This window comes from Rhodococcus sp. EPR-157 (assembly GCF_001647195.1).
In the GTDB taxonomy this organism is placed as follows: domain Bacteria; phylum Actinomycetota; class Actinomycetes; order Mycobacteriales; family Mycobacteriaceae; genus Rhodococcoides.
In genome coordinates this window covers 1-18,677 of the sequence record NZ_LVCV01000163.1, presented here as the reverse complement: position 1 = coordinate 18,677, position 18,677 = coordinate 1, and the positions used below count along the sequence as shown (strand labels likewise).

At 63.3% G+C, this 18,677-nt stretch carries 19 protein-coding genes and 1 pseudogene; 8 read left to right on the top strand and 12 right to left on the bottom strand.

Going from position 1 to position 18,677, the window contains the following annotated elements:
* The 3 genes and pseudogenes from A2J03_RS07230 to A2J03_RS07220 form a co-directional block, all read left to right on the top strand.
* A pseudogene (locus A2J03_RS07230) lies at positions 1 to 1,386 on the top strand (glycerol-3-phosphate 1-O-acyltransferase); the annotation flags it as partial.
* Positions 1,386 to 2,813: an HAD-IB family hydrolase gene (locus A2J03_RS07225; RefSeq protein WP_068371422.1), complete on the top strand. Its 1,428-nt coding sequence runs from the start codon at positions 1,386 to 1,388 to the stop codon at positions 2,811 to 2,813. The pseudogene A2J03_RS07230 and the gene A2J03_RS07225, both read left to right, overlap by 1 nt.
* Positions 2,806 to 3,840, top strand: a complete 1,035-nt coding sequence (locus A2J03_RS07220) for an adenylate/guanylate cyclase domain-containing protein (protein WP_068371419.1) — start codon at positions 2,806 to 2,808, stop codon at positions 3,838 to 3,840. Before A2J03_RS07225 ends, A2J03_RS07220 begins: the two co-directional genes overlap by 8 nt.
* Here A2J03_RS07220 and A2J03_RS07215 read toward each other — a convergent pair.
* The 8 genes from A2J03_RS07215 to A2J03_RS07180 are packed head-to-tail and all read right to left on the bottom strand — an operon-like array spanning position 3,813 to position 11,177.
* Positions 3,813 to 4,883, bottom strand: a complete 1,071-nt coding sequence (locus A2J03_RS07215; RefSeq protein WP_068371416.1) for an MSMEG_0565 family glycosyltransferase — start codon at positions 4,881 to 4,883, stop codon at positions 3,813 to 3,815. The two genes, A2J03_RS07220 and A2J03_RS07215, sit on opposite strands and share 28 nt — an antisense overlap.
* Positions 4,883 to 5,731, bottom strand: coding sequence for a carbon-nitrogen hydrolase family protein (locus A2J03_RS07210; protein WP_068371412.1), 849 nt, complete (start codon positions 5,729 to 5,731; stop codon positions 4,883 to 4,885). The genes A2J03_RS07215 and A2J03_RS07210 overlap by 1 nt, the downstream gene beginning before the upstream one ends.
* 2 nt (positions 5,732 to 5,733) lie before the next feature.
* Positions 5,734 to 6,990, bottom strand: a complete 1,257-nt coding sequence (locus tag A2J03_RS07205; protein ID WP_068371410.1) for an MSMEG_0569 family flavin-dependent oxidoreductase — start codon at positions 6,988 to 6,990, stop codon at positions 5,734 to 5,736.
* A complete protein-coding gene (locus A2J03_RS07200) occupies positions 6,987 to 7,292 on the bottom strand; it encodes an MSMEG_0570 family nitrogen starvation response protein (protein WP_068371407.1) in 306 nt (101 codons plus the stop codon). The genes A2J03_RS07205 and A2J03_RS07200 overlap by 4 nt, the downstream gene beginning before the upstream one ends.
* Positions 7,285 to 8,178 carry a carbon-nitrogen hydrolase family protein gene (locus tag A2J03_RS07195; RefSeq protein ID WP_068371405.1) on the bottom strand — a complete coding sequence of 298 codons (894 nt, stop codon included), beginning with the start codon at positions 8,176 to 8,178 and terminating at the stop codon, positions 7,285 to 7,287. The genes A2J03_RS07200 and A2J03_RS07195 overlap by 8 nt, the downstream gene beginning before the upstream one ends.
* Positions 8,175 to 9,587, bottom strand: a complete 1,413-nt coding sequence (locus A2J03_RS07190) for an MSMEG_0567/sll0787 family protein (protein ID WP_068371403.1) — start codon at positions 9,585 to 9,587, stop codon at positions 8,175 to 8,177. The genes A2J03_RS07195 and A2J03_RS07190 overlap by 4 nt, the downstream gene beginning before the upstream one ends.
* Positions 9,587 to 10,642, bottom strand: coding sequence for an MSMEG_0568 family radical SAM protein (locus A2J03_RS07185; RefSeq protein WP_068371401.1), 1,056 nt, complete (start codon positions 10,640 to 10,642; stop codon positions 9,587 to 9,589). Before A2J03_RS07185 ends, A2J03_RS07190 begins: the two co-directional genes overlap by 1 nt.
* Positions 10,643 to 10,652: 10 nt before the next feature.
* Positions 10,653 to 11,177: an MSMEG_0572/Sll0783 family nitrogen starvation response protein gene (locus A2J03_RS07180; protein WP_068371427.1), complete on the bottom strand. Its 525-nt coding sequence runs from the start codon at positions 11,175 to 11,177 to the stop codon at positions 10,653 to 10,655.
* A 266-nt stretch (positions 11,178 to 11,443) separates the two neighbouring features.
* Between A2J03_RS07180 and A2J03_RS07175 the strand changes: the two genes are divergently transcribed.
* From A2J03_RS07175 to A2J03_RS07165, 3 genes are all read left to right on the top strand, one after another.
* On the top strand, positions 11,444 to 11,824 hold the full coding sequence (locus A2J03_RS07175) for a hypothetical protein (RefSeq protein WP_068371425.1): 381 nt from the start codon (positions 11,444 to 11,446) through the stop codon (positions 11,822 to 11,824).
* A complete protein-coding gene (locus A2J03_RS07170) occupies positions 11,817 to 12,233 on the top strand; it encodes a hypothetical protein (protein WP_068371398.1) in 417 nt (138 codons plus the stop codon). Before A2J03_RS07175 ends, A2J03_RS07170 begins: the two co-directional genes overlap by 8 nt.
* 130 nt (positions 12,234 to 12,363) lie before the next feature.
* The gene (locus A2J03_RS07165) at positions 12,364 to 12,576 is read left to right on the top strand and encodes a hypothetical protein (RefSeq protein WP_068371395.1); all 213 of its coding nucleotides are present in this window, start codon (positions 12,364 to 12,366) and stop codon (positions 12,574 to 12,576) included.
* Here A2J03_RS07165 and A2J03_RS07160 read toward each other — a convergent pair.
* The 4 genes from A2J03_RS07160 to A2J03_RS07145 form a co-directional block, all read right to left on the bottom strand.
* Positions 12,564 to 13,004, bottom strand: a complete 441-nt coding sequence (locus A2J03_RS07160; protein ID WP_156520254.1) for a hypothetical protein — start codon at positions 13,002 to 13,004, stop codon at positions 12,564 to 12,566. The genes A2J03_RS07165 and A2J03_RS07160 overlap by 13 nt on opposite strands.
* On the bottom strand, positions 12,991 to 14,031 hold the full coding sequence (locus tag A2J03_RS07155) for a WXG100 family type VII secretion target (protein ID WP_068371390.1): 1,041 nt from the start codon (positions 14,029 to 14,031) through the stop codon (positions 12,991 to 12,993). Before A2J03_RS07155 ends, A2J03_RS07160 begins: the two co-directional genes overlap by 14 nt.
* The gene (locus tag A2J03_RS07150; RefSeq protein WP_068371387.1) at positions 14,028 to 14,351 is read right to left on the bottom strand and encodes a hypothetical protein; all 324 of its coding nucleotides are present in this window, start codon (positions 14,349 to 14,351) and stop codon (positions 14,028 to 14,030) included. Before A2J03_RS07150 ends, A2J03_RS07155 begins: the two co-directional genes overlap by 4 nt.
* A gap of 74 nt (positions 14,352 to 14,425) precedes the next feature.
* Entirely contained in the window at positions 14,426 to 14,854 is a 429-nt protein-coding gene (locus A2J03_RS07145) for a type II toxin-antitoxin system Rv0910 family toxin (protein ID WP_068371383.1), read from the bottom strand.
* 58 nt (positions 14,855 to 14,912) lie between these two features.
* Here A2J03_RS07145 and A2J03_RS07140 point away from each other — a divergent pair, with 58 nt between their 5' ends.
* Together A2J03_RS07140 and A2J03_RS07135 are read left to right on the top strand one after the other, a co-directional pair.
* The gene (locus tag A2J03_RS07140) at positions 14,913 to 17,216 is read left to right on the top strand and encodes an ATP-dependent DNA ligase (protein ID WP_068371381.1); all 2,304 of its coding nucleotides are present in this window, start codon (positions 14,913 to 14,915) and stop codon (positions 17,214 to 17,216) included.
* A 177-nt stretch (positions 17,217 to 17,393) separates the two neighbouring features.
* A complete protein-coding gene (locus A2J03_RS07135; RefSeq protein ID WP_068371379.1) occupies positions 17,394 to 18,605 on the top strand; it encodes a lipase family protein in 1,212 nt (403 codons plus the stop codon).
* The last annotated feature ends 72 nt before the right edge of the window (positions 18,606 to 18,677 follow it).

The window sequence follows — 18,677 nt, the reverse complement described above, 5'->3', positions numbered from 1 at the left end:
ATCTACAAGTGGACGTTGCGGCAGTACATGAGCTTCTTGCTGAGTAAGCGGTTCAACCTCGAGTGGTACATCGAAGGTGGGCGCAGCCGCACCGGGAAGCTGCGCCCACCGCGCTTCGGTCTGCTGACCTACCTCGTCGACGCGTTGGAGAACAGCGACGCCGACGACGTGTATCTGGTGCCGACCTCCATCACCTACGACCGCCTGCACGAGGTCGGTGCCATGGCCGCCGAGTCGCACGGCGCCAAGAAGCAGGCCGAGGGTATTCGCATGGCCCTGGGATACATCCGCGCGCAGGGCAAACTTCGCGGCAATGTGTACCTGACGTTCGGCGAACCGATCTCGGTCAAGTCGATCCTGGCGGAGAACGAGGACAAACGAGTCGCCGTTCAGAAGATCGCCCTCACCGTCTCGCACGCCATCAACAACACGACTCCGGTCACCCCTGCAGCTCTCGTCACGATGGCGCTGCTCGGAATCGAGGACCGCGCGCTGAACGTCCACGAGATGTGGGCGATCATCTCGCCGCTCGCCGACTACATCATCAAACGAGGCCTGCCGACCGCGGGCGGCGTCGACATCAGCGAGGTAGACGTCGTTCGATCGGCGGTCGTCGCGCAGGTCAACGCCGGGGTCGTCAAACGTTTCGACGGCGGGCCCGAACCGGTCTTCTACCTCGCGCAGGACAAACACCTGGTTGCTGCATTCTTCCGCAACAACGCAATCCACTACTTCGTGCTCCGAGCGATCGGCGAGCTCGTCGTGCTGCCGGACCAGGGCCAGACGAGCCCCTCGACGACGGTATCGATGTGGCGCTCTGCGCTGAAGCTTCGCGACCTGCTCAAATTCGAGTTCTTCTTCGGCGACAAGAAGGACTTCGGTGCACGCCTCGAAGCCGAGGTCACCCTCATCGATCCCGAGTGGCGAACCAATCTCGTCGATCCGGAGTACGCAATCAGCACACTGGAGGCACAGGAGCTGCACCTGGCACACCGCGTCCTTCAGCCAATTCTGGAGGCGTACCAGGTCGTGGCCGATCAGCTCATGCTGCAACCCATGGACTCGGAGTTCGACAAGCCGACCTTCATCACCCAGTGCCTCGGCGCAGGACAGGCACGGCGCCTTCGCCAACAGCTGGACCACAGCGAAGCGATATCGGGTGAATTATTCGACACTGCACTGCAATTGGCCGACAATCGGAATTTGGTCGACCCGGGGAGCGAGAACCTTGCCCAGCGCCGACGCGACTTCGCGCACGAGATCAACGAATGGGCACGGAAGGCCCGTGCGATTCGCGACATGGCACACCGCACTCTCGACGAGGTCGATCCACTGACCGTACCCAGCAGCATCACGGGCACCGACAAACGGGAGGACGACGCCTGATGATCGATCTGGCCCACCAGCTGCAGGTGATCGCCGACGCGCCGACCGGACCCGACACCGTCGCCTACTTCGATCTCGACGGCACTCTGATCAACGGCTTTTCAGCGAAAGCTGTGTTTCTCGAACGCCTCAAGTCCCTCGACGTCACGGTCAACGAGTTGTGGGAGATTTCGAGTGCCGTCGTGGAGATGCGGATGCGCAACTCACCCGTCGACAATCTCATGGGGAAGGCCGTCAAAGGCCTCGAAGGACGGCGTGAAGACGATTTGATGGAGCAGGCATACACGCTGTTCCGCAACGAGATAGCGCCGATGATCTATCCACAGGCCCGCATTCTCGTCGAGGCGCACCGGCATGCCGGTCATCGGTTGGTGATCGCGACGTCGGCGACGCCGGATCAGGCGATTCCAGTCAAGGAAGACTTGATGTTCGACGAACTTCTGTGCACCACACCGGTCGTCGTCGACGGGGTGTTGACCGGCGAACTCGTCGGGAATTCGTTGTGGGGACCGCGCAAGGCCGCGGCCGTCGCCGATCATGCCGAGCGGGTGGGTGTCGATCTCGCCGGATGCTTCGGGTACTCCAACGGCGGCGAGGACGCTCCGTTCCTTGCCGAGGTCGGACACCCCGTCGCGATGAACCCTGACGAGGATCTGACTCGGTACGCCGCCAAGGTAGGGTGGCCGCTACTCCGACTCGAAAATCCCAAACGCGGAACCGATCTGATGTCTGCAGTTCGGAGTACGGCTGCAGTGGGATCGGTCTTGGCCAGTGCCGGTTTCGGGCTCGGCCTCGGTCTGTTGACCGGAAGCCGTCGAACAGGCGCGAACATCACCTCGACGATCGCGCCGGATATCGCGTTGACGATCGCCGGTATCAAACTCGATGTGACGGGAACCGAGAACGCCTGGTCCGCACGTCCCGCCGTGTTTCTGTTCAACCATCAGAGCACCGCGGATTCCATCATCGTCACCTCGATTCTCCGACGTGACATCACTGCTGTGGCCAAACGCGAACTCGAACGGGATCCGCGGTTCGCCCTTCTCGGCAAGATCTTCGACGTCGCCTACATCGATCGCGGAGATCCGGCGCAGGCACGCGAAGCGATGAAGCCGGCGATCGAGAAGTTGCACTCGGGGATATCGGTCGCCATCGCCCCCGAAGGCACCCGGATGCCGACGCCGCGGCTGGGCAGGTTCAAGAAAGGCGCCTTTCACCTGGCGATGCAAGCAGGGGTTCCGATAGTCCCCATCGTCATCCACAATGCCGGAGACGTGATGTGGAAGAAGGATTTCACCGCGCACTCCGGTACCGTCAAGGTCACCGTCGGAGAGCCGATCTCCACCGAGGGATGGGTTTCCGAAAAGATCGACAGCTACATCGACGATGTCCGATCCTTTTACGACAGAACGCTGGGATATGCCTGAAGATCAGATCCATTCGGTTGTGCAAGCGGAGATCGAGAAGAATCTCCTGGGAGGGACGCCCAAGTACACCCGTGAAGACATCGTCGAGAAATCGGGGATCGCTCTGGAGCGGGTAGTGCGGCTGTGGATCGCGATGGGCTTTCCGGTGCACACCGATCCCGATGCCGTCGTCTACACAGACGCCGACCTCGATGCGTTACGCATGATCACCGGACTGACCCAGCAGAACGTCATCCGCCCTGACATGGAGGTGGCAATCGCCCGAACGCTGGGTCAAACGATGTCGCGCCTCACCGAGTGGCAGGTCGGGGTCGTGAACAGTCACATCCACGATCGAGTGACCGAGGGGGCTGATCCAGCCGATCTCGATGCCATCCGTCGAGACGCCAGAGCGATTGCCGCGCAGACCGTGCCGACCCTCGAAGCACTACAGTCATACACCTGGCGACGGCACCTCGCAGCAACGGCCGGACGGTCCATCGCCGATCCGGGCGACGAGACCACCAGCCGGACACTCGCAGTGGGATTCGCCGACATGGTCGGCTACACCAGCCTCACGCGCAGGCTAGCGATCGAGGAACTCACCGAGCTGCTCGAGGAGTTCGAGTCCGTGGCATCCGACATCATCGCGCGCGGACGTGGCTCGGTCATCAAGAACGTCGGTGAAGAAGTCATGTTCAGCGCACAGACGCCCGAGGACGCCGCACACATCGGCTTGGACCTGCAGGACGCGTTCGCGGCCAAGGAGGACATGCCGGAGCTGCGCGTCGGCATCGCGTGGGGGCCGGTCCTTGCACGCTACGGAGATCTGTACGGCTCTGTCGTCAATATGGCTGCAAGACTCACTAGTTCGGCCCACCCCGGCACCATCCTTCTCGACACCACAATGACCGAGGCCCTGCGCGACGACTCCGAGTTCTACCTCAAGTCGCTCAGATCACTCCGGGTCCGCGGATTCCACAAGCTGAAGCCGCATACCCTGCGCCGCAACAAGCGGGATCAACAGTCCCGATCCAAAGACGAGTAGAACTCCAGGTGGCGTCGCGCCGTTTCATCCCACGTGAGACTGCGGGCGAGCGCTCTACCTACCTCCGCGTCGTGCCCGAGGTCGATCGCCTCGGCCAGCTGCTCGGCCATCGACTTCGGTTCGGTGGCGTATGCGACTGCGCTGGAGAACACTTCACGCAACACCGGCAGATCCCGCGCGACGACGGGCGTCCCCGCCGCGAGTGCCTCCATCGCGGCTAACCCGAATCCTTCCTTCGTCGAGAAGAACGGCAGTACGGACGCTTGCGCTACGAGAAATGGCAACTGATCGTTGTCGACGGTGCCGAGCACGATCGGCTCGATGCCGAGTTCTGCTGCACGTGAATCGAATTCCGCACGATAGGTGCGGTAGTCGAACAACGTCTCACCACCCGCGAACACGAGAGACAATTCGGGGCGGTTCAGCAGCGCGAACGCTTCGAGGAGATCGAGCGAACCCTTGCGCGGCTCGATACCCCCGACCGCCAGCACATAGCGCCCGAGCTTCTCCTGCCACTGCGAACCCGCGGATGCCGCAGCCTGCTCGAACCTCGCCGACTCGACTCCGTTCGGGATCACCGTCGGGAAGAACCCCCAACCCTGGCGCACCTCCTCCGCCACCGCGGCCGACACGCAGATACGCGCGTACGGTTCGGTGATGGCCCGTTCGTGGCACGCAGCGAGCGCAGGCGTGGTGAACGTGTCCAGATGGTGGATCGTCCGGACGCACCTCCCCACCGCGTTGGCCGAGATGCAGTCCTGAGCATGCACGATGTCGAAGTCCGCATGCGAGAAAGACTGTCCGAGAACCTCGATCGACCTCAGAATCCGCGCTCCGACACTCTCGTCGTCCCGCGCCTCGAACGGCACCATCGAGACGGTGACCGATGGATCCACCGGGCGGAAGAACGCACTGTCCCCACCTCGACCGAGGGAGACGACGGTGACATCCGCGCCGGCCCGAGCCAGCGCCTCCGCCAAATGCAGCGTATGCACCACCCCGCCCCTCGGCTTGGACGAATAAGTCAGGAGGGCAATCTTCACTACGACCCCTTCTCGTCCAGAAGGTTCGGATAGGTGTCCACCCGGCGCTCTTCGAGGTGATACAGCACGCGCCTGGCACGGTCCACCTCGGCGTCGACGTCGATGTCGCACACCGCGAGTCCGCCCTTGGCCCAGGTCTTCGCCAGGACGTCACCGCCGGGTCCGACTATCTTCGCCTGGCCGAGGAAGCGCAGCGATCCCATGACCCCGGTCTGGTTGGACGAGACCAGCACCACCTGGTTCTCCGCGGCTCGGGCGGCATCGTAGAGATCGAACAACCTGGACTGACGATCGTTCGACAGATTCGACGCCCGGTCCGTTACGCTGGCCGGCCACGCCGACAGCGCCGCAATGATGCGAGCACCGTCCAGGGCAAGCGTCCGTGCCGATTCGGGAAAGGTCTTGTCGTAGTCGATCAGCATCCCCATGCGGCCCACCGGAGTATCGAAGGCGTCGAACCGATTTCCCGCAGCGTATGCCAGCGACTCCCCGAGAGGTTGATGGACCTTGCGGTGGCTTCCCAGAACCCCGTCGCCGCTCACGCAGGCAGCTGCGTTGTAGCGCAGTCCGTCCTTCAGCTCTGTGTAGCCGATACAGACGGTCAGCTCACCTGCAGCAGCGATGATCGCGGCCAGTTCGGGGCCGTCTATGTCGAGAGACGGCGGAAGCTCGGACACATCGGGATTGCGAAGACTGTCGATGTACCCACCCAGGGAGGCGTCCGGCAGCACGAGGAGGTCGAGACCATCGCGTCGAGCGCTCTCGATGATCGTGGTGATCTTGAGTATCGCACGATCGATATCACGTCCGAAATGTGCTGCCAGAGCGCCTATCCGAATGGGTGCCACGCCTAGACCACTACCCGTTCCGGCTGCGCCGCGCTGATCTCCAAACCAATTTGCTCGGCGAGAAATTCAGCGTCACGAGCAACGGAGGCGAAACGACCCGAACCCCACGTGTGCTGCCACGGGAGCCCGAGGAAGTAGAGCCCGGACACCGACGTGACGCCGCGATTGTGCGTCGGATGACCCTCACCGTCGAAGGCACCGACCTTCAGCCACGAATAGTCGGTGCGGAATCCGACCGACCAGACCACGGCTGTAATGTCGGCGGCTGCGAGATCGAGTTCGGTGGTCTCGACCTCGGGCCTCCACACCGGTACGTATCGTTCCTCGGTCGGCGCGGTGATCCCCTCACGCGCGATGTAGGCGTCGATGTTGTCCTTGATGGACTCGGCGACCGCATCGGCTGCATCGAGGGATGCCTCCAGCGTGGGCGCGAACTGCAGAACACCGTCCTCGACGCCCAGCAGGCGTCCGTACAGCCGCATACCTTCGGTAGCGAATACACGCAGGTCGATGTCACGCCCACCGTCGCGACCTGTCACGTAGTGGTTCGTGTTCTCGCGCTTTCCGACGCCACCGGGTTGATCCTCGATGGAGACATCGTAGACGCCCATGTCGTGCAGCCACGCGACACAGTCACGGCCTCGATAGAAGCGAGCGACGCGGGGAGCAGTGCCCGCGACCAGATGAACGCTCCTCCCCTCGATGTGCAGATCCTCGGCGATCTGAGCGCCCGACTGCCCGGTGCCGACGACGAGCACCTCACCGCTGGGGAACTGATGCGACCCACGGTACTGCGACGAGTGGATCTGCAGAACGTCCTTGGGAAGCTTCTCGGCGAACCGCGGAATCGTCGGAATGTGATAGCCGCCGACCGCCACGACGATCCGATCCGCATGCATCGGACCTGCAGTGGTCTCGAGGTCGAAGCCGCCCTCGGTGCCTTGGAGGGCATTGGTGACCGAAACATGCTCGCGGACCGGCGCATCGAAGCTCTCCGCGTACCGCCGCACGAAGTCGTAGACCTCGTCTCGTTTCATGAATCCGTCGGGATCGTCGCCGTCGTAGGAGAAACCGGGCAACGCACACTGCCAGTTCGGCGTCACGAGTGTGAAGTTGTCCCAGCGGGAATCCTTCCACTCGTGCGCGATCGTGTCGGCCTCGAGTACGACGTGTTCGATACCGCGCTGCGTCAGGTGCCAGCTGATCGACAGCCCTGCCTGGCCACCGCCGATCACGACAACCACGTGATTCTCGGTCATAGCAGCTCGGCTCCGGACATACTCAGCACACGAACGACACCGGACTTCTGTGAGGCGCTGCGGTATGCCGCGCTGGCGTCGTGAATTTCTTCCATCTGTTGTGCGGCGGAGGTGCACCTCATCCCGAACTTCGCCAGCACCCGATCGCTGGCCACCGTCAACGCTTCCGAAGTCAGCTTCACGAACTCCTCGACCGAGTAGTCGACGCCCGTCTTCAGATAGTCGTGCATCACCAGTGATGGTGAATAGCAGGACTGTTCGCGTCCATCAGGCCACCGTACTTCGAAGCGCATCTCAGGCATGGATCGGCTCCCAGCTCGTCGCACGAGTAATCGTCTTGTACACCGACGGTCGGCGGTCACGCAGGTTGTACATTCCGCCTCCGCGCGCCGCACCGATCAGATCTTCGACATCGACTGTTGCCGTCGCCAACCCGGGTTCGACGCCGGTGCCCGCGAGAATCTCGCCGCCGGGTCCGACGATCTTCGCGCTGCACACGAACCGCAGCGACCCGAAGGTTCCTGCCTGATTGGCCGCCACCCAGACGACTTGATTCTCCAGTGCACGCGCACGATCGTAGATGTCGAATCGCTGCTTCCAGCGATCGTCTTCCATGTTCTCCACGGTCGCGGTCCGCGCGGTAGGCCAGGCCGAGATCGAGGTGATGATCTCGGCGCCGTCGAGTGCGAGTTCGCGTGCCGCTTCGGGGAATCCCTTGTCGTAGCAGATCTGCATTCCCATTCTGCCTACCGGAGTGTCGAACGCTTCGTACGTGTCACCCGCGTCGTAGCAGAGGTTCTCCCCGAGCGGCTGATGCACTTTGCGATACGAGCCCAGAATTCCGTCGCCGTGCAGCGTGACGGCCGCGTTGTAGCGGGTGTCGCCGTCCTTCTCGCAGAATCCGAGTGTGATGACGGTATCGCCTGCCATGTCGATGACCCGCTTCAGCTCCGGACCGTCGAGTTCCAGTGCGGGCGGCAGGCTGTCGAGTCTACGCTGCCGAGCTTCCGCGGACTCGTCCCCGCCGCCGAGGCTCGGCAGGTAGCCGCCGAGGCATGCCTCCGGCAGCACCAGCAGTTGGCTGCCACGGTTTCGTGCCTCCTCGAGCAACGCAGCTATCGTGTTGTATCCCTGTTCCATGTCGCGGCCGAATTCGGCTGCGGCAACGGAAATGGTGACGGCGTTCATGCTTCTCCCAATCCGGTCACGGTAGTGGCTACCGCGCTCGTGGTGATTCCGTCGGGCCACCGCAGTGCGACGCCCGGAATGTCGGTGAGTTCTCCGCATCGTGCGGATACTGCAGGCCCCGATCGAGCGAGTTGCGCATCGGGACGGTCCGCGGTGATCATCGCGAACCCTGGAAAACACGTGATCCATTCACCCATGGACGCGGCGTCGGGTTTCGGTACGGCAGCCACGTCGAGGACGGCTCCGGTACCGCACGCCTCCGCAAGCATGCCGACGGTTCCGGCAAGGCCGGTCATCGACACATCCTTGGCAGCTCTCGGTGCGGTACGAGCGACGAAGGATGCCAGTGCGGACAGCTCCTCCGAGTTTCGACGCGACGACGAATCCCATTGCTGCCCCTGATAACCCCGACGCCATCCACCCTCCACGTCAGCGGTCAGGGTCAGGATGTCGCCCGCCGAAGCGCCGCCCGCCCGCACCGGGTGCGTCGTACTACCGAGGGCGGTGACCGACAGCGACGACGGCACACCGACCTGTGTGTGGCCACCGAGCACCGGCACCTGCCAGGCCGCGGACGCGTTGGCGAGTCCTCTGATGATGCGGGTGAGCCGCGACTGCGTCGGCGCACCGACCGAGTCGAGCATCCCGACGGCGTGTGCACCCATGGCCGAGAGATCGTTGAGGTTGACCAGCGCCGCGCACCACCCTGCCCACTCGGGGTCGCGGTCGACCATCGACGGGATGATGGCGTCGCACGCTGCGATGATGTCACTTCCCGGTACCGGAACTCCGTCGTCACCGCGGAATCCTTTGGCGCCGAGCCCGAGTGGCTGAGCTTTCAGTGGTGCAAGTACGCCCGCCAGCAGCGCTTTGGTCGAGGACACCAGCCGCTCGATCCGGTCGATGGGCCAGTACATCGCCACGTGCGGTGCGCCGTGCACGTCGATGTCTGCGCGCCTGATCCATCCGAGTGCGGTGAACGACTCTTCGTTGGCCTTCTGTACGGCCGCATCGAAGCGGAGAACTCCGTTGCTCTCGGCGTGCGCGCACGCAGCCCGCACCAACGCCGGACCGACTCCGGCCGCCCGAGCCGACGCGGACACGACCAATCTGCTTCCCGCCCACCACCCGATATCCGGAGCGGTGCAGGGCGCCAGCCGAACACCGCCGAGCACCGTCCCGTCGGGTGCGGTTGCGATGAGCACCACAGCGCGTGGATCGTCGTCGACGTCGTCGTGGTCGGATCCGGCGAATAGCCCTTGCTCGGCGACGAAGATGTCGCGTCGCAACCGCCGGTATGCGTCGAGTTGCCCTGAATCCGCAAAGGGTTGGATCAGAAATTTTGCCGGTTCGGTGGAACTGACGGTGCCGGACAACCCGGCGAGATCGGCTACATCCGTTGCGTACATCAGCCACCCGCATTCTGGAGGACACTGCATGCCCCGCAGGCGGCGCAGCCGGCCTTCTGATCGGCACCGAGCATCGACGCCGCCTGGAGTTCCTTGGCGACTCGTCGGGTGACGCTCTCGAGCACATCACGATTCGGGGCTACCGCGTGGTCGACGTCGACCGCAAGTGTTCCACCCAACGGACGGAACGGGACGACGAACGGGTACACCCCCATGTCGATCAGTTCCGCTGCACCCGATACCAATTCGTCGGGATCCTCACCGAGACCGACCAGAATGTAGGTCGAGACCTGGTTGCGTCCGAACACTCTGACCGCTTCGGTCCACGCCGCCCGATATTCGTCCATGGATACCGAAGCCTTACCCGGCATCCATCTTCGGCGCACATCGTCGTCGAGCGATTCGACGTGGATCCCGATGGATTCTGCCCCAGCCTCGTGCAGGTCGGTGATGGTCTGCAAGTCTCCCGGCGGCTCGCACTGGACCTGAATCGGTAGATCCGGGACCACTGCCTTGATCGCTGTCACGCAGCGAGCGAGATGGCGCGCACCGCGATCCTTCGCCGCTGACGTACCCGTCGTCATGACCATCTGGGTGACGCCGTCGAGTCGGACCGCAGCCTCGGCGACCTCGGCCAACTGTGCGGGCGTCTTGACGGCGATGGTGTCCCCCGCCTCCAGCGAGGCTTCGATGGAACAGAAGCGGCATCGCTGGTCCTCGTCGTAGCGGGTACAGGTCTGGACCACGGTGGTGGCGAGGACGCTGGATCCGTGAAGCTTCGCGATCTTCTCGTAGGCGATGCCGTCGGAAGTGGTGAGATCGTAGAATTTCGGCCGCTCGATGGCCTGCACGTCGAGTCCGGTGTCGGTGCCGTCGAACAGGATCCGACCTTCTTCGAGAACGAAGGGGCTGAGGGGATTACGAGGGATGGCTGCGCCGATGCCATCGATGCGAACATGCCCGTCGTCGCTGGGCCCGGCGCCGGCCGTTCTGTTGACCGGTGGCGTTCCTCGGACTCCGAGCAACGCCAGGTCTACACGCGTACTGACCGACATGGCTTCTCTCCTAGACCATGTAGGTCGAGTTGATGATCGCGCCCTTGCGGGCGTAGTGAATGAGAGCGTCCTGAACGTCCAGCGGATGCGCCGGGATGACACCCTCGATCAAGTCCTCTTCGCGACCTCCGTGCAGAGCGAGACCGAAGCGGCAGCAGAACACGGTGCCACCCTCGCCGATGAACGTCGCGAGCGAGTCGTTGATGTTCTGCTCACCCGGGAATCCGGAGTCGCCGGTCGTCGGAAATCCGCGGGTGGCAAGGCAATTGATTGCTCCTGGCCCGTAGAAGTACATCGCCGACTCGAAGCCTTTGCGCAGCGCACGGGTGGCTTGCAGTACGGCCACGAAGCTCACCGAGGACTCGTGTGCGATGCCGTGGACGAGGGTGAAGTAGCTTTCGCCGTTCTCCGCCTTGTAGTCCGGAAAGATCTTCGTGGAGCCGTAGATGTTGCTGCCCTTGGGTAGTGAGGGATGCGGGATCTCTCCGAGGGACTTGGCGATGTTCTCGGCGATGGCGTTGTCGATATCGGACACTGATGCTCCTGTGGTCGGAATGGCACTGGATGAGAAAGTTGCCGTTCGGTTGGTGGCAATCGATGGGTGGGCAATCGTTGGCCACCGGTGAGAGAAGAATTCAAGCCGGAGATGGACTTCGGCCATGTGACTAGTACAGGCGGCATCCATTTCCGATTGGTCACCTACGGAATAACGCACTGTTTCGAAGGCCTCACAGTGTTGATGCGATGCAGCACCGATACGCTGGAGGTCGTTCGCACGCCCGCACCAACCAAGAGGATTCGATGATCGGCGCCATTACCGGCCTGCTGTACGTGATGTCACTCGTCGTCGGCGTGTGGGTTCTCGTCAAGCTCGCCCGGAACAACCCGGTGTTGCTGAAGAACAAGTCGGACCGCGCGTTGTTCTGGACCATCTCGGCCACCGAGGCCGTCGTGCTGGTGCAAGCGATCGTCGGATTCGTCATGATGTTCACCAGTGACCGCGACATCCATCGGCTCACGTTCGGCGCATACCTGATCGGGCTGCTGCTCCTGTTGCCGATCGGCACCTGGTGGTCGCTCGGTGATCGTTCGCGCGGCGGCACGGCCGTTCTGCTCGTCGCGGTTGTCACCCTCGCAGCGATGGTGCTGCGCCTCAGCCAGATATGGGCGGGATATGCCTGATCGCTCCGACTCTCTGAAGAACGCGACCCGCACCGGATTCGGGCGGTTCCTGATCGCGGTCTACGCGGTGTTCGCAGTGGCGGCCACGTCGCGGTCGATCGTGCAGCTGACGACGCGATTCGACGTCGCACCGTTCGCCTACATCCTGTCGGCGGTTGCCGCGGTGGTCTACATAGTCGCGACGGTCGGTCTCGCGCGCGCCACCGAAGCCTCACGCCGGGTCGTGACCATCTCGTGCATCATCGAACTCGTCGGTGTGCTCGCCATCGGCGCTCTGAGCTACATCCAGCCCGAGGACTTCCCCGACGCGACGGTGTGGTCCCACTTCGGCCAGGGCTACGTGTTCATCCCGGTGGTGCTCCCGATCGCCGGGCTGTGGTGGTTGCGCCGAACACGACAGTCGGCGTAGACAGGGCCCTTGGTGGGACCCAGCGGTTTCCCGCGAATGCCCCTGGTTTCCCGCGAGTGCATTGTGTTCCCGCGAGTGCAATCGGGATCGCGGGAACACATTCGGATCGCGGGAAGGGACTGGTCAAGACGTGGAGATCCTGATCGTGATGGTTCCGGCGGCAGTGATTGCTGCGTTCTGGTTCTTTGCCCGAACGATCAAGACCCGCAGACGCGCCGGACGACACTACGAGTTCCGTCATCCACTTCCGGGTGCCTACGGCGGTGGTGGTGTTGTCGGGAACACAGCCGCCGACGGCGGTCCCGGCACCAGCGCGGTGGACGGAGAGCCTCAGTCGCACTGAGCTCGGTAGTCAGCGGTGGATCGAGCCAGCGCGTCGAGAAGGTCGTTTCCGCGGGCGGTGTCCGCGGAGTGCCCACCGGTCGCCGAAATATCGTGCTCGATGGACTCGGCGAGTGCGGTATAGCTTCCGGCAAGGCTCGTTGCCGCGTCCTTCACTTCCCCCTCGTCCATACGCCGAACAGACGCGGTGATGTCGTCGCCGATCTGCTCGTACAGGTCGGCGACATGTCGGCGATATTCGATGGGGTCTTCGTATCCGCTCAGCGCGTCGTCCTGCAGCTCGCGCTGAAGCGGACTGATCGATGAGTCGATCTCATCGGCGATCTCGCAATCCGATGGACCGCCGACCCCGTTGCACCCCGTCACGATCGTCGCTGCGCATGCCATCGACACTGCGGTTGCAGCCCATCGCCTTCTATCGAGGTACATAGATCACGTCCTCCGGGTACTGATTCTGCAGGGCCATGATGTCGTCGTAGGTGAGCGGCTGCCAATCGGACCAAGCTCCGGGATATATGGCGTCGAGACCCGGCTCGATGTGATTCGTGATGCGCGACGATTCTTGGATCTCGTACTCGTATTCGTGGTACGTCGCGGGGTAGTTAGTCCCGTCGACCAAGATCACCTGGTGGTCGGTCGGTGTCGCACCCACCACGCGAATTCGATACTGCGTCTGTGCGGTCGCCACGATTGCATCCGGATTCGCCGGATCTTCGACAATGCTCAACGGTGCGGTCCATGGACCGGTGTTTCCCTCGGCCTCAGGATCGATCGCGATGGTGGATGTGTCGTAAGGCCCGTATGGCATCTGGTCGTTCGGCAACGGTGTGGAGTAGTCGACGTCCCAGTAGCCGCCAGCGGGCCCTATCGATTCACTACCCGTCGGTGACGGCAGCGATCCCAACAACGCCGCTGGCGTGTCGCCTCCTTCGAATGCGTCGGCTGCGGCCGCGAGATCCTTTTCCACCTGGTCCACTGCATCGTCGGCTCGACGAAGCGCATGAACGATTTCCAGAGTCAGGGCCTGGCACTGGTTGCGAACTTCTTCCGCGGCGCCATGCCCGACGGCATCGCCGGACGCCTCCAGCGCAGCGATCCGAGCGGCGGCACTAACCCTCCCGTCATCCGCGACGGCGAATCCAGCGCTCTCGGCGTCGCCCACCAGAGCAAGGACATGTGTTCTTGCATTCGACAACTCTTCACCACTTCTACCGAGCCGAGCGGCGAGGTTGCCGACTTCGACCGATAGTCGGTCGAGGCCGTCCCGGTGAGTGAACAACTGCGTACTGGCCGCTTCGGCAGTGGATCCGTGCCACACGCTGAGTAGACCGTCGACGTTTCGCGAGACATCCGCTGCACTGTTCGCTAGTTCTTCGTGTAGCGATCGAAGCGCCGCCCCCGCGTCCACGAATGTGTCCGTTGCCCACTCCTTCACGGAGTAGACCCCGACCGTCACAGATTCTTCGGAACGCCGCGCGCCCCGGATCCGGGGACGGCGGATAGGCCGACTGCGTGCGCGTCATCTGCGTTTCGGTAGGAGACGGCGGAGGCTGCAAGCGAATTTGCCGACGAACTCACCTTCCGTGATGCCGACATGACTTGTTCCGACACGATCCGATCGAGTCGGGTAGCCAGTGCGCCGACGCCGGTGCCGGGCACCGCCCTGACCAGGACTGCGAGCCTCTCGGCGTGGCTCAATTCCTCCAGCTTCGCAGCGACGGTTTCGGTCGAACTCGAAAATACCCGCAACGCGAAGACGTCCACTTCCAGCGACATAGCGAAACCCCCGTCAGCACCGATTGCACAGTCACACTGTTGGACGCAGCGGAGGCCCGATCGGTTCCCAAGAACTACTCCAGCGCCGCCAGGTTCGCCACCGACTGCTTGACGTCGGTGTCGAGGGCACGCGCGACGACTGTGCCGACGGGGCCGAAGAGGACACCGCCACCGAAGTAGGCGTCGAGAGTCAGTTCGGATCCCTCCGGGTGCTCTTTCACGTGGATGGTCAGCGAGATCTTGACGCCACCCTTGCCCTTGCCCGACATCTCGATGAGTTTGGGTTCCTGGAACTCCGTGAAGGTCCACTTGATCGTGTTCTTGAAGCCCTTGACCTTGACGAGGGACTCGACTTTGGTGCCCTTGTTCAGTTCTTTCGGCGGCGGACTGCACCAGCCGCCGTGGATCGTCATCCATTCGTCGAATCGATCGAGCGCCGACGCCTTGTCCCACGCACCCTGCGGATTTTCGGGCATTTCCACCGAGACACTGATCTTTGCCATCCTTCGAGCTTGGCACAGGTCCGGCGCGGCAGCCGACGCGGACCGTTAGCCTTGGGCAATGGCGTCGCTCGACATCGCGGGGCGAAAAGTCTCGGTGACCAACCTGGACAAGGTGCTGTTCCCTGAGACCGGGACCACCAAGAGCCAGATCATCGAGTACTACACGGCCATCGCGCCGGCGATGCTCCCCCACATGGCGGGCCGGGCAGTGACCCGTAAACGCTGGCCGAACGGCGTCGACCAATCGTCGTTCTTCGAGAAGAACCTGGCGTCCTCGGCTCCGGAGTGGCTCGACCGTCGGGACATGCAGCATTCCGATCGGGTGGTGACGTACCCACTGTTCTCGACGGCTGCGGATCTGGCGTGGCTCGGTCAGCAGGCAGCCATCGAGGCGCACGTCCCGCAGTGGCGCTTCGACGGCAACACACCGGGTCCGGCGACGCGGATGGTGTTCGACCTCGACCCCGGTGACGACGTCGACCTCGGTCGGTGCGCCGAGGTGGCATGCGAGATCAGGGACATGATCGCCGAGATCGGGTTCACCGCGTTTCCGGTCACCAGCGGCAGCAAAGGCATCCACCTCTACGTTCCGTTGGAGAAACCGCTGACTCCGTCCGGGGCGTCGACCGTCGCCAAGCAGGTGGCGACGCTCCTGGAAGAGCGATCACCTGACCGCGTCACCGCGACGATGTCCAAGGCGAAGCGCACCGGAAGGGTGTTCGTCGACTGGTCGCAGAACAACGGCAAGAAGACGACGGTCGCGCCGTACTCGATGCGTGGGCGATCCACACCGACCGTCGCTGCGCCTCGTTCCTGGGAGGAACTGGAATCGTCCGGCCTCGAACAGCTGAGGTTCGAGGAGGTACTACAACGCTTCCACGACGACGGTGACCTCCTCGCCGAGCTGGATCCGCCCCTCGACGAGCACGCCGCCGATGCACCGCCCGTGCCCGACAAGCTCGCCACCTACCGCAGCAAGCGAAGCCCGAAGAAGACGTCCGAGCCGATTCCCGTGGGCGCCGAACCGCGCGGCAACGACGACACCTTCGTCATCCAGGAACACCACGCCCGTCGGCTGCACTACGACTTTCGACTCGAACACGACGGCGTCCTCGTGTCCTGGGCGGTCCCGAAGAACATTCCCGACGACCCGGGCCAGAATCGTCTCGCCGTCCACACCGAGGACCACCCGCTCGAGTACGCGACGTTCGAGGGCAGCATCCCCAAGGGCGAGTACGGCGGCGGCGAGGTATCCATCTGGGACTCGGGTACCTACGAACTCGAGAAGTGGCGCGAGGACGAAGTCATAGTGGTCCTGCACGGCGTAAAAGCACGTGGCCGGTTCGCGTTGATCAAGACCAAGAGCAATCAGTGGCTGATGCACCTGATGAAGGACAGGCCCGCGAGCGAACTCCCGAAGAGCATTCTGCCGATGCTGGCCACAGCGGGTGACATCACCGATCTGCCCGACGGCGACTGGGCGTTCGAGGGGAAGTGGGACGGCTTCCGCGTCATCGCCCGATTTGCGCACGGCGACATGAAGCTGGAGTCGCGATCGGGAAATGACCTCACCGAGCGATTCGGTGCTGGATTCTCGGACCTCGCCGAGGACCTGCGCGAACACGAGGCCGTTCTCGACGGTGAAGCGGTAGTCTTCGACGCCGATGGAATCACCAGTTTCGAGATGTTGCAGAGCAGCACGGGCAGGGACGTCCGCTTCGTCGCGTTCGATCTGCTCTACCTGAACGGCACGTCACTGCTGAAGAAGAAGTACTCCGACCGACGCCGACTTCTGGAACTACTCACCACCGGCCTGGACTCGGTCCTCGTCCCGGAAGCGTTGACCGGCTCCGCGCAGGACGCGCTCGCGAGCAGCGTCGAACGCGGGTGGGAGGGAGTGGTCGCCAAGCGCGTCGACTCCATCTATCAACCCGGCAAACGGGCAAGGACGTGGATCAAGACGAAGAACTGGCGCACGCAGGAAGTCGTCATCGGCGGCTGGCGACGCGGCCGTGGACGCCGAGGAGGGGGTATGGGCTCGTTGCTGGTCGGTGTCCCGGAACAGAGTGATGTGCCGGAGCAGGGCTCACTTCGGTACCTCGGCCGAGTGGGCACAGGTTTCACCGACCGTGCCCTCGACGCGTTGGCGGAGCTGCTGGCTCCGCTCGAATGCGAGGAATCGCCGTTCACCGACAGACTCCCGACGGCCGATCGCAAAGATGCAGTGTGGGTCACACCATCGCTGGTCGGCGAGGTCCGTTTCAGCGAGTGGACCGACTCGATGCACCTGCGGCACCCGAGCTGGCGTGGCCTCCGTGACGACAAACAACCTCGCGACGTCGTTCTCGAGAGCAATCCCTAGCCCACTGGCCACAAGTAGTTCGGATGCCATAAAATCCAGCCCTGAGCACCCTTCGGGCATCATTTCCGGGGAAAGCGTAACGAGCAGGTCCGTTTTTTCTATATCGTTTTCGGTGGGGTATGGAGAGGCGAGCTTGCGCTCGGCAATCACAGTCTTTTCGGGAGGGAATCCAACGCTATGCGCGCATTCAAACTGGTCGGGGCTGCCGTCATGGCAGGCGCGATCGCCTGTTCTGCGGTGATCGCAGCGGGGCCAGCAGCAGCGAATCCGTTGGAGCCGACGCCGATTGCCGACGTCTTCTATGCACCGGTACCGGACCTCGAAGCCAAGAACCCCGGTGACATCATCTCGAGCCGTCCGATGCCCCCTCCTGCGGGATTCGTCGACGTCGATGTCTGGCAGCTCCGGTTCCGCTCGACCAACTCCGCCGGCGAACCCATCGCGGCGATCAACACGGTGATCGCCCCCAAGAACAAGGCCCCGAACGGGCCAGTGCTGTCGTACCAGCACATCATCAATGCACTCGGCCTCGAGTGTGCACCGTCGCAGGCTCTGTGGACGCAGGATCCGAATGTGGTGATCCGCGAGGCGCCCGCTCTCAACGGGGCGCTGCAGCGTGGGTGGACGGTGGTGATCGCCGATCATCTCGGCCCCAACAGTGCATACGGTGCCGCGAAGTTGGGCGGACAGATCGTCCTCGACAGCATTCGCGCGACCCAACGTTTCGACCCACTTCAGGTTCAACAGAGTCCGGTGGCATTGGCCGGCTATTCCGGCGGTGGCATGGCGACGGCATGGGCCGCAGCGCTGCAGAACGAGTACGCCCCCGAACTCAACATCGTGGGTAGCGCGGCGGGCGGTGCACCGATGAACCTCGAGCGAATGGCCCGCGATCTCGGCTTCAGCCCGCACCCGGCGTTCGGTCTTGCGTTCGCCGCTGCTCTGGGACTCGAGCGTGAGTACCCGACGAGGATTCCGATCAGCCAGCAACTCAACCCACTCGGCCAGCAGATGGCAGCGCAGCTGCAGAACGCCTGCACCAACGACATCCTTGCGGTCGGTGCCGGCAAGAGCGCGATGATGGTGGCCGGCTCGCTGAACCTCATGGAAAGTCCGGAGATGGTCGCAGCAGTCAACGAGAACAGCGTCGAGCTGTACCCCGGTGTTCCGAAGGCCCCCTTCTTCGAGTGGCACAGCCCGACGGATGTGCTCATCCCGGTCTCGTCGATCACCAACACCATCGGCCGGTACTGCGCGGCGGGAGTTCCGGTCACACAAGTATTGGTACCGAGCAACGACCACCTCACCGCAGCAGTACTCGGCCTCCCTCAGGCCCTGGAATGGATCGACGCCCGATTCAAGGGTGTGCCCGCGCCGAGCAACTGCTGACGCAGATTCACACAGCAGCGAACTGAGTTCGATGAAGCTCCTCGTAGCGGCCACCCGCTGCGAGGAGTTCGT

Bases quoted from the DNA above. Each gene is read 5' to 3' on its own strand.
- A2J03_RS07145 (WP_068371383.1), bottom strand. From the start codon at position 14,854: ATGGCAAAGATCAGTGTCTCGGTGGAAATGCCCGAAAATCCGCAGGGT.
- A2J03_RS07195 (WP_068371405.1), bottom strand. From the start codon at position 8,178: ATGAACGCCGTCACCATTTCCGTTGCCGCAGCCGAATTCGGCCGCGAC.
- A2J03_RS07205 (WP_068371410.1), bottom strand. From the start codon at position 6,990: ATGACCGAGAATCACGTGGTTGTCGTGATCGGCGGTGGCCAGGCAGGG.
- A2J03_RS07190 (WP_068371403.1), bottom strand. From the start codon at position 9,587: ATGTACGCAACGGATGTAGCCGATCTCGCCGGGTTGTCCGGCACCGTC.
- A2J03_RS07200 (WP_068371407.1), bottom strand. From the start codon at position 7,292: ATGCCTGAGATGCGCTTCGAAGTACGGTGGCCTGATGGACGCGAACAG.
- A2J03_RS07170 (WP_068371398.1), top strand. From the start codon at position 11,817: ATGCCTGATCGCTCCGACTCTCTGAAGAACGCGACCCGCACCGGATTC.
- A2J03_RS07140 (WP_068371381.1), top strand. From the start codon at position 14,913: ATGGCGTCGCTCGACATCGCGGGGCGAAAAGTCTCGGTGACCAACCTG.
- A2J03_RS07225 (WP_068371422.1), top strand. From the start codon at position 1,386: ATGATCGATCTGGCCCACCAGCTGCAGGTGATCGCCGACGCGCCGACC.
- A2J03_RS07135 (WP_068371379.1), top strand. From the start codon at position 17,394: ATGCGCGCATTCAAACTGGTCGGGGCTGCCGTCATGGCAGGCGCGATC.
- A2J03_RS07185 (WP_068371401.1), bottom strand. From the start codon at position 10,642: ATGTCGGTCAGTACGCGTGTAGACCTGGCGTTGCTCGGAGTCCGAGGA.
- A2J03_RS07175 (WP_068371425.1), top strand. From the start codon at position 11,444: ATGATCGGCGCCATTACCGGCCTGCTGTACGTGATGTCACTCGTCGTC.
- A2J03_RS07160 (WP_156520254.1), bottom strand. From the start codon at position 13,004: ATGTACCTCGATAGAAGGCGATGGGCTGCAACCGCAGTGTCGATGGCA.
- A2J03_RS07150 (WP_068371387.1), bottom strand. From the start codon at position 14,351: ATGTCGCTGGAAGTGGACGTCTTCGCGTTGCGGGTATTTTCGAGTTCG.
- A2J03_RS07220 (WP_068371419.1), top strand. From the start codon at position 2,806: ATGCCTGAAGATCAGATCCATTCGGTTGTGCAAGCGGAGATCGAGAAG.